This window comes from Moraxella bovoculi (assembly GCF_000988745.2).
GTDB lineage: Bacteria > Pseudomonadota > Gammaproteobacteria > Pseudomonadales > Moraxellaceae > Moraxella > Moraxella bovoculi.
Window position 1 is genome coordinate 1866082 of sequence record NZ_CP011381.2, and the last position, 16252, is coordinate 1882333.

General features: G+C 42.5%; 4 protein-coding genes. All 4 read right to left on the reverse strand.

Annotated elements, in window-relative coordinates:
* The 4 genes from AAX10_RS08680 to AAX10_RS08695 all read right to left on the reverse strand — a co-directional run bounded on the left by AAX10_RS08680 (position 1) and on the right by AAX10_RS08695 (position 15956).
* Entirely contained in the window at positions 1-9939 is a 9939-nt protein-coding gene (locus AAX10_RS08680) for a two-partner secretion domain-containing protein (protein ID WP_046700389.1), read from the reverse strand.
* A 228-nt stretch (positions 9940-10167) separates the two neighbouring features.
* Complete coding sequence (locus AAX10_RS08685; RefSeq protein WP_046698687.1) at positions 10168-13305, reverse strand: tyrosine-type recombinase/integrase; 3138 nt, start codon at positions 13303-13305, stop codon at positions 10168-10170.
* Positions 13295-15547: a hypothetical protein gene (locus AAX10_RS08690; protein ID WP_046698688.1), complete on the reverse strand. Its 2253-nt coding sequence runs from the start codon at positions 15545-15547 to the stop codon at positions 13295-13297. The genes AAX10_RS08685 and AAX10_RS08690 overlap by 11 nt, the downstream gene beginning before the upstream one ends.
* Positions 15534-15956: a hypothetical protein gene (locus tag AAX10_RS08695; protein WP_149038882.1), complete on the reverse strand. Its 423-nt coding sequence runs from the start codon at positions 15954-15956 to the stop codon at positions 15534-15536. Before AAX10_RS08695 ends, AAX10_RS08690 begins: the two co-directional genes overlap by 14 nt.
* Positions 15957-16252: the final 296 nt, after the last annotated feature.

The window sequence follows — 16252 nt, forward strand, 5'->3', positions numbered from 1 at the left end:
TTAATCCAATATATTTAAATGACCATTTCTAATAACTTTCTTTTTCCAAACGCCATTAACCTTAACAAGTTCCAGTGTTTCAAAATTAGCCTGTGTGCCTGTAGTTGCATATGAACTAGATTTGGAAGATGGTGGTCTATATGTTCTAAGACCATCAGCACTAACGAGAGTTCTCCCATCACTGGCAACCTTATAACCGTCACCCACCCAAGCTTTACCCATTAAATCAGACTCCGCTCTAGTTGCTTGACCTATACTAAAATTACCTTTTTGATGTGCAGCTACTCTCAACATTCCCGACAACTCAGCCGTTTTTTCCGCTTCTGCCTTGCTTTCAAATCTAATAACCTTTCCAGCTTTTGTCAATAATTTACCGCCGACCTTGATGGCAAATCCGCCAGCACCTCCTGTAGCAACAACTACAATAGCCTCTTGAGGTGAAGTTGGAACAACCATCAATGCAGCTTCCTTGAACACCTGTCCAACCAAATAACGGTTGTACTGGTCACAGTTTTCTGTAGAGACATTTGCTAAGCGACAATTTTCTTCTCGTTGTCTTCTATTTCCTGCTACAGAAGCTGTTCTAGCAGAATGATTTAGTATCTCATCCCCACCCTCCTTCTCCCCCTCCAATTGCTCCTTATTCTCATCCAAGAGTGCTTGATTTTGGGTGTGATAAGCAAGCCTGTCTTCGGTGCTTAGATTTTGCAGAGTTTGAGTCGTTGGTATAATGCCTTGTCTATGACTGTCAATACCCTCTTTGTTCAGACTGGTACCGATATTATACGCTACATTACCCAGTTTGCCCATTCTTGTGGCAGAAGTTTCGCCTTGTCCATTGTGGTGGGCGATTTCGTGGTTTAGGGTTTCTAGGGTGTTGTCTAGATGGTCTATGTCAAGGTAGGTGTGTCCTTGGGTAGGATTGGCAAGCCCTTGAACAAATTCACCTTGTGGATTGGCGGTGTTTTGGGTTAAAAAGATTTGGGTGTCTTTGGCAGTTGTATCTTGGGTTAATTGTGTGTTTAATTCATTTAAGATGTCTTGGTTTTGGGCGACATTAGTTAAATCGCCATCGGTGATGGCGTCTATGTGAGCATTAAGATTGGCTTGTGTCTTATCCACTCCTGTCAGAATGTTATTTCTGGCTTGGGTTAGGTTGTCTTTGGCTTTTTGGAGGGCAGAGTTGCCATTGATGGTGGTTTCGTTATCCATTAAGCCAGTAGCTGTTGCACCCACAGCAACGCCAAACATACCAAAGGCGGCTTTGGTGTTGTTAGGCAGTTCTGTTTGTTCTTTTTTAATCTCCTCCCTTCCCTCTTTACTAAACATCCTGGTATCTACTGCGGTATTAAAGTTAAGCCCCCCAGTCTTTTGGTCTTTGATGACTTTTTGGGTGTTTAGAGCATCGATGTTGATGTCTGTTTGGGTAAGGTCGGTGCTGGTTTGGGCTTGTCCATTGTGGGTGATGGCATCTGTGATGGTGGTACCTTGTCCGACGGTGGCAAGGGCTTTTGTTTCTTTTTGGTGTCCGTTGTTGTTGGCAGAGATGCTAATACTGGTAGGTTTATTATTGCTACTACCCAACCCTAAGCCCATACCTTTGTTTTGGCTAGATTCTGTTGCCAATAGGTCGTTTGTGGTTAAGGTGTTGGTGGTGAAGTTTAGCTCGATGTTTGTTTGATTGCCTTGTTCATCTTCACTGATGGCTGCGATGACACCGCCTGTTAGGATGGTGTGATTGGCGGTTAGGCTGTGGTTTGGTGCGTCTTTGCCTGTATTGACATAGATTATGCCTGATGGGGTGTTATTGGTGGTAACATCGCTATTACTGTTTTGCTGATTATAGCCTAGATTTAGACCGTTTGCACTAATACCAATGTTACCACCTTGGCTTTTGCTTTGCTCATGGTGAGTATTTTGACTGGTGGTGATATTGAGTGTGTTTGTACTGTAATGACCGCCTTGCGTGGTAATGGTGGCACCGTGCAAGGTGGTGGTGTTGGCATGACCGTTTAGCTCGCCTAAGTTGAGTTTTGTGTCATGGGTTGTCGTGCTTTTGCTTTGGCTGTGGCTTTGTTGTCTACCTGCACCTGCCGATACGCTGCCTGTCGTGCTGATGCTGGCATCAATGGTGCTCGTACTACTTTTACTTTGGCTTGTATTTTCGGTGGTGCCATAAGTTAGGGTTAACTTGTTTAAATGGTCAATATTCAGCCTGCCAATATCACCTTGCAGTCCTTTGGTGGTCAAGTCATCACCAAGTAATGTAACAGAAGCTGCATCAATACTGGTACCTACAAACTCCTGATTGGTTTGGTTCTGATTGCTTTTGCTGTGAGTGTGACTTGCGGAGGCTTTGGCACTAAAGCCTAAGGTTGGTGCAGTTGATGCAGCGGTGGCAGCCGTACTACCCAAAGCGATTTGAGCATTGGCGACATTGGTAGTTGCCATGGCAAGGTTTAGCTCATAATCCTTAATGGCATTCGGGTCGAGTTTGCCAGCTTCTACCATCGTTTTGGCTTGTTCTAGCTCTTTACGAGCATGGTTGGCAGCTTGAATGGCTTCTTTGACATTTTCGGCAGCAATGACAGTATCTACGGCAACATGATGAACCGTTGCACCGATTCTGGTGGTATTTGTTTCATTGCTTTGAGTGTGTGCGGTTTGATTGATAGCACCATCAAGTAAGGTGGATTTGGCACCAATGAGTAAAGTGCCTGATTTAGGGTCTAAATCAAAGTTGGTAGCTTGCGTGGTTAGACTGCCGTCATTCATATTGCCAAGCACAACCGCATTATTGCCACGAACGGTTACGCCATCATGAGTGGTGCTTTGGGTGCTTTGGGTATCTGTGCTATCGGTATGAACCACCGCACCTAATTGCAAGTGGTCTTTACCAAGTCTCATGCCTTCACCTGTGATGGTTTGGCGTGTTTGAGTGGCATTGGCGGTTTTGGTGTGTTTGGCGGTGGCAAATAAAACATCATCACCCAAGACAGCCACAAAGCCATCTTTACCAGCATCAAAGCGTGTGCCTGTCGCAGTTAAAGTTTGAGCACCCGCTTGAATATGACTACCGTGAAGTTCGCTTGCCGCCTGAATCTCTGTTTTACTGTGGTTACTATCAGATTTGGCAAGTGTAACACCATCAAAGCCCAAAGCACCTGTTACAACCCCAACACCCTTCATCACATCTTTGGCAAGACCACGATAAGACTTAGAGCTCTCTTGCCAAGTTTCATTGGTTAAATCTACCGTGCCTAGATTTAGATTGTGCATATCGCCTGAAATGACGATAGGTTTACCATTGTCATTAAGCTTTAAGGTACCATCATCATTGGTGGCAAGATGGGCATTACCCACTGTGATGGGGCCGTGAGTAGCTTGAAGGCTGATTCCATTTAAATTGGCAGAATTTCCTTGAATATCAACACTGCCAGCACGAACACCTGTTTGAGCAAGGGTTTCTTGGTAAAAGCCATCAACATTACCTGTATTTTTATAAAAGTTTTGGGTGGTTTTGGTGTTGTTTTGATAGATGCTATTGACAGCAGACTGTACAGTAACATTACCCTGTTTCGCACTAATACTTGCTTGTTCATTGGCATTGACATTGGTACCAAATAAGCTGACATCAGCATCCTGTGAGATTATGTATACATCATTGCCCAAAACAGTACTTAATACAGCTGTATCAGTGTAGGATTCATATGTTTGTTTGATGTCTTTGCTGCCGTACCATTTGTCTTGTTGGTAACTTGAGGCACTCTCTACACCCTGTGTTCGCCGACCCTCACCCATACGTACATCCCCCGTACCAATAATAGCCGTAGTACCTGTGGCAGAGTCTAGATACGAGCCTTGGATGTTGATGTCTGCGTTTTTGCCTGTGGTCGTGATGATGGTATCACCATAGCTTGTAATATTTGAACCCACATCTTGTGTTTGGTTGTACTTAAAGTAGTTGTTGTCATCTGCCACAGCACTGATGTGGTTGCTTGCGGTAACAGCACCAATGTCGATGCCGTTTTCGGCGGTCATTTGGGTATTACCGCCTGCGTTGTCTGATGTGGCACCTTGATAGATGATCTGATTGCCACGCAGACTTAGGGTGGTTAATGGTTTGCCGTTTTCATCAGTTTTGTCTTTTAAGCCTGTGCCAACACTGATGGTGGCGATTTGGCTTAGGTCAGTTCTGCTTGAACTACTTTTATCTTGTGTGTTTGTTTGGGTGGTGGTTAGGCTTTGGTTGATGATTTGGTTGCCAGCATCAAGACTCATGGCACTGTTTGCGTGTAGGGTGCCGTGGTTGGTGAGGTCGTTGTTTGTGCTTATCTTAACAAAGTCGCCTTGGACAGTGCCTATGTTATTGACATTATTTGCGGTGATGGCAGCAGTATCTTTGGCGATGAGGTTGCCATTATTGTCAAGATCGCCAGTCAGCTGCATGTTGATATTTCTTGCTGAGACGGCACTGTATCTACCATCAGGGGTAAGTGTGCCTGTGGCGATGTTGGCAGATCTGAGATACAGCTTAGGCACCAACACTTCTTCGGTTTTGGTGATGGTGTTGCCATCTTTATCTTTGGTGGCGACCGTGATGGACTGTTTCACCAACCAGACGATGTCCGTGGTCAAGTTTGCCATCTGCTCAGCAGTGAGTGCCATACCTGGCGTATAGTTAAACTGTTTGGCATGAGTAATGCCATTGTCCATTAAGGCTTGATAGGCTTCTTCTTGATTTCGATAATCCGTGTTAATGTGTCTGCCTGTTAATAGCTGATACTGATCCTTGATACGGGCTTGCTCACCATAACCGTCAGATAGGCGTTTGTGGATGTGATTTGGGTCTGATTGTATTGCCTTTAGCATATAGTCAGATGACAGCCATTGTTTGTAATTGGTAAAAGCAGGGTCAGTCTGTACCACAGGCAGATTTGGGTTATCAGCGTTGATGGTGTAGAGGCTTGAGTTTGGCAGACTGATGGTATTATCAGTGGTTGCTATCGTCACTGCTTGGCGATTGGCAATACTGTGTTTTAATTCATCAACCAAGTTTGCCAGCACAGACTCATCCACAGCCTGTCCTGATTGTTTGGCTGACAATAAATCTGACAGCTGTTTTTGAGCGGTAGCAGATAAGGCAGATTGAGTGGCTTGTAAGGTGGTAAGTATGGTGTCTATATCACTACTGATTAAAGATGAACTGTCGATAGTAGCGATATTCAAATCAACATTGTCATTATTGGCATTCTGCATTGTAACAGCGGTCCTTATACCACCTTTTTGATTTATAATTGGCAAAAGGTAAGGCGTTCCCGTTGTTTTAGCATTAATGGGCTGGAGGGTATTTCTATCTGCAAAAGCATCCGTTATTTCATAAGCTCCAAGACAACGACCTAATACTCGTTGACGACAACCCGTCCCCGGTTTATGATGCGTTCGCACAACATCTTGATAGGTGTATTTTGGTATAATTAGTGTTGATTCTGGATCAATGCTACCAGCCTTTCCAGTGAGTGTGATTTTTCCGCCAGCGATGATTTGGCTCTTATTGGTGATAAATTGATCAATATTTGCTACTAAATCACCACCTGAAACAATGCGACTTGGATCACTAACATCTGTTTCTTCCCAAGTTAAAATTTCTTTATAATTCCAGCGATCATAAGTGCGATATTCTTCATTGTTCGAATTTTTGATGATGAGAGGCAGGATGCGATTGTTATGCCCCACAGGTGTAATGCTTACTTCATCAGGTGTATAACTCCTTCCATCGGCATGGTACACAGTAATATTTTCAGAAGAAGACTGGGTTTTTGTGGCAAAATCCGCATTCTCATTCTTCAATACCGAAGTATTGATTTGCATCTCCCCACCAGATTCAATCGTTGCCCCCTTATTGATAACAGCATCTGCTTTGCCTGTGGCGTGATGATTGTCATCTAAGTTGCCACCAATATGCAGACTGCCTAGGCTTGTGATTGAGGCTTGATTGTCCAAGTTTTCGTTAAATTTTCCTGCTCTTTCTGGATTGGGATTATTATTAAGTGTTTTGACACCAATATCTAGACGCTGTCTGGCTGCAATCACAGGGGCGGTGTACTTGCTATCTGATTGTTCTGCTTTCACTGGTGTGTTGTTTAGTGTGTCGGCTTGTATGGCAAGGTGTGTGCCGTAAATACGACCACCTGACTGATTGTTGATTGTATCATTGGCTTTAACAACCGTAGTTTCGCCATTGATTAAACCTTGGTTGTTGATGCTGGTTTGACTGGTTATTTGTGTGTGATTGCCACTACTAATGGTACCTGTTTGGGTGTTATCAATATGATTTGCACCAAGCGTTAAGTATTGGTTGGCAGTTAATTGGCTTTGATTGATAATCTTGCCGTCAGTGCTAAACTGTAAGTTATTTGCAAGCAGTTTATCATTATCGGTGTGCGTATAATCCGCTTGCTGCTTAATGGCAAGCACATCAGCTTGGATAATACCGCCATTTTGTAAATCTTTGGTGTCAATACTTGTGCGATTGGCTGACAACACGCCGTCTTGGTTGTAGATGGCACTTGTATTTTTTAAGCTAAGCTTATTGTTGGCAACTGTTACTCCTTGATTATGGTGTATATCCGCTTGTGCTGATAAGCTAATATTGTCTGCACTGCTCGTGGATTGATTGAAGTTTAAGCGATTGGCAGTGGCTGTAATACTGTCAGCTGCCATCATGACACCTTGATGACTGATGGTGTTATTAGCATTTAAGACAATATTGCCAGTTGCACTGATATTGCCTGTATTGTCAATGTCTTGACTGCTAGCGATTTGTATATTACCTCTGGCACCGATAGCACCAGTGTTATTAACATTAGCTACGGTCGCCTTGAGATTATTGGTAGTGATAGAACCTTGATTCTGTAAAGTTTTAGCGGCGAGTGTTAAATTACCAGCAACATCAATACTGCCTTGCTGCTCAGCCAATTTATTATTATCAAGAGTGCTGTCAATATTTAAGAGATTGTCAGCATCTTTATCAGTGGCTTGCAGTAGACCTGCGGTATTATCCAAACCATCTGCGTTGATGGTAAAGCCAGTTGCCGAGATGACACCTTGGCTGTTATCAATGGCTTTGATGTTTAATGTTTGAGTGCCTAGACTTAATAGCTCGCCTTGGCTGTTATTTAGATTTTCTGATTTTATATTAAGCTCACCTACGCCTGCATGGTGGATGGCACCTTGTTGGTTGATAAGCTGATTGGCATCAATCTTAAGTTTATCACTGTTAGTACTAATAGTACCTAAGGTATTATCAATGTTGCGTTTGATTGCTAATGATAACGCTGTTTTACCAGCTTGACTAATGGTGCCTTGACGATTATCCAAGACATCAGTATTAACAATCACCTCGTTGGCACTTAGTATACCCTCGCTATTATCTAGTTTGTTTGGCGCTGTGATGACAAGGCTATTGCTAGCAACAGTACTAGTTTTGCGTGTACTAATAGTGTCTTGTGCTAAGAGTGTGATATTATCAGCCTGGGTTTTGCTGTCATCAAGATTGATAGTATTGGCATTTAGCGTCAGTGTGCCCGTCGCAATAGCATTGCCACTACTGCGAATACCTTCTTTTGCTTGTATGCTGATGTTGGCTGGCGTATTAGCAAGTTTACCATCACTTTGCATACCCGCACTGATGGCACCAGTACTTGCTAAGCTTTGAGTGTCAATACGGACATCCTTGGCACTGGCAATCAGACCTGCTTGTTCATTGTTAATATGATTGGCAGTAATGGCTGTGTCTTGGGCTGCGTAAATCGTACCCGTGCTATTTAATTGCTGTGTGTTAATGCTAAGCTTGCCATTACTTTGAATGCGACCATCAGTATTATCAATGGCTGTTTTGGCAGTAATCGTTGTGTTTTGAGTACCACCAATTACGCCATCATTGTTGGTCAGTATGCCATCAGCACTTAGTGTCAAGGCATGAGCACTGTGAATAATACCTTGGTTATTGGTGACTTTGCTCGCTGCGACAGATACGTCACCAGTACTTTGCACAACACCATCGCTATTATTAAACTCATTCTTGGCAACAAGCACCATATCCCCACCGCTGGTCAGACTACCTGCTGTATTGATGATGGTAGATTCACTGTCAATTGCCATGTCTTGTCTGGAGATGATATCGCCTTTGCTGTTGTCAAAGCTGGTTAATTGCCAGTGGATGTTATCTAGGGCGATTTTACTGTCAGTGTTGGCAAGGGTGTTAGTTTTTAAGGTTTGTGCGTCAATCGATGCTTGATTGGTGTTACTGGTCTGATTGGCGGTGATATGAGTGTCGCCTGTGGCAGTGATCAGTGCTTTGTCACCTGTATTGTTTAAAGACTTGGTGGTGCTGATAAAACCGTTGGCAGATGGCGTATCGGTTGATCGATTGGGTGTGTTTGCGCCATTATTTGAGTTATTTGTTGTTGTATTGTCTGCTGGCTGATGGCTTACCGTACCAGCACTTTGATCGGTACTTGGCACAGAGGGTGCTTTAAGTTGGGTTTTTTCATACAGGCTTTGACCAATTGCAGCTTTGTTGGTGTTGGTAAGTGTATGGGTACTAATAGTGAGCTTACCTGTACCTGTTTGGACAAGCTTACCAGTATTGGTGAGTTCATCAGTGCTAACTTGTAAGACACCACCATACATACTGCCTTGATTGTCAATGGCGTTTGTGGCAGTTATCTTAGTGCTTTGAGTGCTGGCAATGGTGCCTGTGTTGGTGAGCTTGGCGGTGTTGATGGCAATGTCGGATTGTTCACCAAGTAGTGTGCCAGCGTTGTGGACGTGATGACTTTGGGTGTTGATCGTCACTTTGTCTTTGGCTGATGCGATACCTGTATTAACAAGATTGCCTTGATGATCAAGAGTGAGCGTGCCTGTACCAGCTTGTACACCGTTGCCAGTTGCTGCAATCATCCCTTGGTTGTTAACACCAAAGCCTTTGTCTGTACCAATAAGACGGATTTTGCTTGCATACATACCACCTAAGGCAGCGACATCTAGGGCAATACCTGTTTGGTTTGTGCTGCTTGCACCGTCATTTTTGTGGGCAGCAGAAAGTTGGTTAAATTTACCATCTTGCAGAGTAAATGTATTCTCCCCTGTGACAATATCTAGTACGCTGCCTGCGTAAATCTCATCATTGATTTGGGCGGTTTTAGCAATCAATGCAGCATAATCAGTGTTTTGTAGGTTAAGCTTACCATTAACTTCAATGTTGCCAGTATTGACTTGATAACCGGTGATTTGTCCTTGGTCAAACTTGCCGTTTGCAGCCACAAGATGTACATTGCCTGCGTTGATAAAACCAGTGCCATTGATAACAAGACCATTAGGGTTGGCAATAATGACATCTGCTTTTTTGCCAGCCACTTCAATAAAGCCACCCAGATGACTTGGGTTGTTAGAATTGATTTGATTTAAGATGGTGGATGCCTCACCTTTTGCCATAAAGGGGTTGGCTTGTACATATCCTGCGATTTGAGTATTCACCGCTTTTCTGTTGTTATTTAAAACAGCACCAGAGTTACCCACATCAAACTGACCATAGTGATTATTGGACAATCCTTTATCATTAGGTGTGGCAATATTGACAGAAACGGTGCCACTGGCGGTGGGTAGAATGATGGGCTGTAAGGCTTTTGGGGCAGAATGATCGGCGATGATGGTAGTGGGGGTGGCGTGGGCAGCTGAGCTTAGGCTAAAGAGTAGCGATAATGAAAGAGTTTTTAAGACAAAGCCCGAACCCGATCCAAACGATGATGCTGTAGAAGGCGTGCTTCCGCCCATGCTTGGACTGTCAGATTTACCTTGTGAATGAGCTTTTTCAGAAACCACTACCAACCGACCTAAGTGCTTGTTGAAGATTGTGCGGTAGAATAGACGATTCATGACGGTTTAGCTCCTGTACATACTTTGTAATAAAGCAGAAATATTCTGCATACTAGCACATATTTATCATGAGATAAAGTAAATTTAGTGGCTAGATTTTGTTATATTGTTTTAGGTTATAAACCATGATTTTTAAATATCGCTGTCATCAAATCATCAGAGAATTTATTCTTGATGGTTATAGAGTCGGGTGAGCGAGGGGCCAACCTGCAGCATTTAAAGATCAACCTAGTTTCTTTCTTGACCAAACCCATACACAAGCAACAAATGGCACACATATTTCATGATGGCAGATGCAGGCTCATCTGGAGCGGGTTTGCCTTTGGCGTTGGGTCTGATAACACTGACAGCATAGCCATTATAATCAGCTTTGTGGGTAATTTGTCCCTCAAAGTTTTTTAGCTCTTTTAAAAGTCTTTTGGTGAGTTTTTGTGTGGTGTCATGGTTGCACTCTGGGTGCATATTTTCATTGCCTACTTGTTTAGGTGTATCTAACTGGCAGACATTGATACGCCAATATTTGCTTGGCAGAATGGCTGTGGCAATCTTCAAATAAAACAAGCAGTCATCTTTGTGTTTAAATCGAAAGCGAATCTGTGATTTATTGCTACTTACCTTGGTATAAAAAAGTCCCACAAAACGCTCCATCTCTTGAATACCTTGTTCTGTTTGGCAATGTTTTTTGATGTTGTCAAAGCACAAAGAAACCAATGCTATTTCTTGATGATAATGCAAAGGCGTTGGAGCTATCAGTGGGTGTGCAGATTTGGGTTTTCTTTGAGAACCGATGAGTTTGTTTTTAAGTTTGGGGCTGCTAGGGTTAGCTAATGCACAAGCTCTTTGATACATAAATAAAGCATCATCAAAGACAAAGTTGGCGTGACTGGCATCAATCAACTCAGCCCCTTGCTCCAAGTCATTTAACAGTTTGTCCACGTGATAATAAGGGCAGTCAAACAGTCGCTTAACTGCCATTTTTTGTTGAGGATGTGCTGGCTGACTACTTTGTACTACCTCCACGTTGTCAAGAGCTGGCAATGGATTGTTAAAATCAGTCTTTAGGGTGTGAGCTTTGAGTTTTTTGATAAGTAAAGGTCGGATTGTACCCAGATGAACCACGCCCTGGGCAAAGTCTGCTACTCCTTTGGCATAAGTATTAAAACTGCCACTTTTTTGCCCTGTGAATTTACTGACCAAGGTTATTGGCAATGTGATGTCGCTACGCTGCATCTGACCGATGGCAATCAAATCAGCGGTGTGTATATAAGACCCAAAGGTGGTTTCAAGACTGGCGTGTCCTGCAAAGCCTTTAAGACTTTGCCAATGATTGGTGCTGACGGCGTGCTGCTTGCCAAGCAGATGAATGCGAATTTGGCGTATCTCATTGGCATGATAATCGCTCCATTGACTCACCCATCCCTCATCATCAACACCCACAATCAATGCCAACATAGAGATAGCATGATGGCGAAAACTGTGAGGTGTGATGTGAGGGTGTTGCTCCTTTAAAAAGGTGTTTAAAACATAGTGAATTGCATGAGCACCCAAAGGTTCGTGGTGATGGTCTGGTGTAAACAGATAGGTGGATTTTTGGAATTTTTTATGTTGCCAAAAGGCGACAAAGGCTTTGCATTCATCGTGTTTTAATAAAGCGGACAGCACCAAGCGACGGGCTCCGTCATAGGATTTTAAATCACGATGGTGATTGGGGCGAACAATGATGGCACAGTAACGCTCATTGTTGTTTGGGCATTCTACATCATCCACTCGTATACCTAGTAGCTCGCCAATACGCATGCCTGTTCGATATAGAAGGCTTAGAATGATGGTGAGCATGGCTTTATGATAGTCGCTTAGCGACTTTTGTGATTGAATCCCAGCAATGAGTGCTTGATACAATGTCGGGCTAATCAGGCAGTCACTAACAATTAAGGCATCGGATTGATGGCGGAGCATCATCGCTGGCGCGCCATAATAACGCATCAAACAGCGATGCAAGGACTTAATCACCGTCCATGTAAAGCCGATTTTGTTTGGAGTTTTGCTAGCAACCATGTCATCATACAAATCTTCATAATCTTCTTGACTCCAGTCCATGAAGCGTGAGTCATGTGTGAGCGATAAAAACACCTGAGCAATCTCGCTAAGATATCTTTGTGCGGTTGAAGGTTTGTTTTTGTCATTTAGAAGCATCTGCATCCAAAGCACAAGCACCTTATGATTGTCTGCCAAGGGTGTGGCCATTAGGGTGGATAACGATGAGTTGATGTCAATGACCCGTTTTTGTTTTAGAAGATGACGCAGGTGATTTACCATGTCATCTTTGAATACGGGCTGTTGATTGAGGGTGGACTGCGTGGTGCTTGTTAAGAGTGTGGTTTTTAAATAAAAATCATCGTCAAGCACCGCCTTTGATAGATGTACTGGGGCAAAATATTCAAGCAAAGCGGATTCACTAACAGCAGTATATCGCTGTTTACCTGTTAAAACAACAACCATTTGTTGGTCAATTTTTGAGTTCGGTAACAATTGCCAAAATAAGTTGATGTACCGATAAAAATCGCTTCTTGCAAGCCCGTCCTTGTCTATTTTTTCTTGGATAAAATCGCCAAGTCTGCTCACGACCTGCCCAAAGCTGGGATAAGAGGAGATTTTGCCAAACTGCCTGTTAATGTAATTAAGCCACAAAAGACTGACATCATCAACCCCCACCCACCTGCTATAACACACCTTATCATCAGCTGTTCTGCGTCCATAGCGGTCATTAACAGTATCCACGCACATCACACAGACGTGATTGGGCAATTGATAGATGGGGCGACCTTTGATATAAGCATCATAAAAGGCGTAAATCACTTTGTCATCATTACATCCGCCATATGCCATGAGCGAGAAGATGAGCCAAGCCAAGGCGTCTGTCAGGCAAATGTCATGTTCGGTCTGCCAATTGTTGCGGGCGTTTTGGACAATGGTCTGTGCTTTTTTTAAATACAAAAAGCTGTCCAAATGATTAGTGTTGGCAGGGCGTTTCGGCTCGTAGGCAATGCTTGGTAGTATTATGGGTTCAAGCTGTGATTTTTTGCGGACGTCATTGATTTTTTTAAAAAACTTATACCGCTGCATCACAGCAGTTGCCATGTCGCCTGAGCTAAAACTGTTGGCGATTTTATCCAAGATGTCATCATACAGCTGTGTTATCTTTTCATCGGTAATAACACCGTCTTTATTGTCTAGTAAAAATACTTGCCAAGATTCTTGACAAATGCGTGTGGCAAGACGAGAGGCTTTGTGGTGTTTTTCTTTACGTTTGACGCTTCGTTTGTAATGACCGCAGAGTGGCTCGTTGTGGTGCGGTTTATTTGCCATGAATTTGCTCCAACTTTAATAGGCAAGCCAAGCCTTGATAATGCTCTTTTAGCCCCATGATGTCATTAACACTCATGGAGGAGTGCTTGTGCCAGCTTTCTTGTTCGCTCATCTCATGACCAAAGACAGATAATATCAAGCTTTGCTGTGCACCACTTTCATGCAAATACTTTTGACCTAGGTGTCGTGTCCAGTCTTCTTTAAAACGAAAGTGCTGATGAATGTTCTGCCTGACAACACCAGGGCTTAAAGATTTCATGGCAAAATGCTCATCCATAAGATTTAATAGGGGGCGTTGTGAATTTAGAATCTGATGAATGTTGGTTTGTAAGTCAAAAGACAGCTTGCCGTAGAGCCTTTGGCATTGTTTTAGGTATGCCAAATAGTCTTGTATCGCTTGCAATAGAAAATCACAAATAGGCACCAATCGCTGACTGTCGCTCGAATTACGACCTTCTTTGTCTGATATCCAAGCAATGTTTGCATCAAGATTGAATTGATTGAGTAGTCCAGGAGCGTCATCCACTGCACGTATGGAGGTTAATAACAAAAAGATGTGCCAAAGCCATAGGTTATATGCATTAAACTTATCGATAAAGGACTTTGCCCTGATAACCTCTTGGCGTAAGTAGTCAAGGAATTTGGTTGCAAGGGCGTAACTTGGGCAGTTTTGACTGCCGATATAATCCTGATTGGTAATGACACTGTTGTTTAGGTGAGATGTGCCAATGCCATTGGGTGTGCCTTGTGCCATTGTTTTAATCGCATCTTGATAATAGGTAAATACCTGTTCTTGACTGACTGAACAATACCACAGGTCGGCTCTTTTGTGTAAATTTCTGCCTGTGATGATACTGGCAATTTGACTGGTGCAGACATTACGAGATATAAAGCCATACAACGCTGTTTGAATTCTGCCTTTACTAAGAACAGGCATGTTAAGCTCTTGCTTTAAAAGCCTAATAACATCATCTAAATAGTCTGCCGATGACGCATCAACCGCCTTGATGAGCTGACTTGGTAAAGGCAGGTACATGACAGTACTTTGGTTGGCCAATACTTTGTGTACGCGACCGGCCTTGATGCGAGAGGGCGTGATGTCAAGACGGACAATGAGACGGCATATGGCACCACCACGGCGATATTCGACAATGCCACGGCTTTTTTGTTCAATGTCTGTTAATAGCTCAAAGATGGTGCGTCCTGTATATAGGCTAAGAAGTAGGAGTGCGACCGACCTTTGAATGTCGCAAGCATCAAGTGATAGCTTGGTTGCGCTTGGGTCTAAAAAATATTGCCACAATTTAGCAAACAACGCCTGTATGCTATAAATGGATAGGTAACGCAAACTGGTTGATAAGAACATCTCATTTTGATTGGCATGATGAAACTTTGCTTGTATTCTTTGATGCATTTGAGCAGCTGAATAGCTTTCATGAACTCGCAGCGAATCTTGCTTGATGAATATAAAATCAATAGGAGTGTTATCAAGCTTTTCGCGATTGATATCAATGTCATGAAAAGTTGTCTCATACTGTTTAATCTCCACCAAGGTGTCGCTGTCATCATCTTCTATTGTTACAGGGACTGTTCTGGGTTTGAGCGTTGATTCTTTGGTTTGTTTGCCATGAAACTTGCGGTGAATCTTTTTTTGTTGATTATGGGCAAAAGCAATCATCCGATAAGGGATGTGAAATTGGCTGATGACACTCTTGTGTGCTTTATTGGTTGTAAGATGGTTTAAATAATGGGTAAAGTTTTGGTAGGTTTCTACTAGCGTTGCTGCTTGTAGTTTTTGATGGCACACGCCCCAAAGCTCATGTTGTGCATGACCGGGATGATGCCAAAGCCTTGCCATTCTGCATATGCTCTCAATACGATTGTCATTGGTATTAATGGTGGCAAAATACACCAGAAAATGACATATCTTGGCAAGCCATTGCCACTCATAGGTAATGTTATTAACATCCAAGGGGTCAAGGTCATACAAGCTTGCAATAAATGCCCGAAATTGATAGTTTTTATCGCTCAAGCGTCCTTTGTAGCTTTCGAAAGCTTCTTGGAGATCATCGGGTAGATGAGTGTCAGATTGTTTAGCGTGGATACCCATAAAAGATGATGGCTCTAGACCAAGTAGCACCTTAAAGGCTTGCTTAATGCTGTCATCATGCTTGTCATTATCAATGTCGGGCATTAGGACGGCAATGGCATCTCGAATGACACGCTCATCATACACTCTCATTAATCACCTCCATAATCAAATCATCAAATGTTGGCATACCCCGATGATAGGGCAGTGCTGATAACTTTTTGTCTTGATAATCAAATCTGTATCGTGGCTCTTTAAGGCGTCTTAGAACATCAGCAATTTTAAGCTTGCCTTGATACTCTATGTCTTTAATAACAACATCATCAGGAAGTGCCTTGATAAATGCTCTGATGATATCAGGTTTGATTGGGCGAATGGTTTTAATAAAATCAAAAACCGCATTCCAACCAGCTTGCTTGATATTGACTTCATGACCATCGGCCAATCTGGCATAAATGACATCGCCATCTTGCAGGTTAATAAAATATTCGTAATCATCAAAAAAGTAATAGGCGTTACCTGACTTTATGACATTAACTATCTTATTGCTAAAATCAGCCATAACATTCAAATTTAACTTTGAATAAATATCACAAAACAGCTCATAGGAATCTTTGGCGAATTCATGAACCAAAAAGGTCATTTTGGATGAAAATTCTAGGGTTGTAATTTTGGGTGGTTTTGAGGATTTATGCTTAGCCATCATGATAAAAATAATTTTGGTTGGTATCAGTTTACAGTAAAATTATGGTAACCAAATAAAATTTATTTTATCTTAAAATACTTTAATTATCAAATAATTTTTGAGAAAAAATATGATATAAGTTATTGTTATATAAAGTTTTTATATATGAAGTA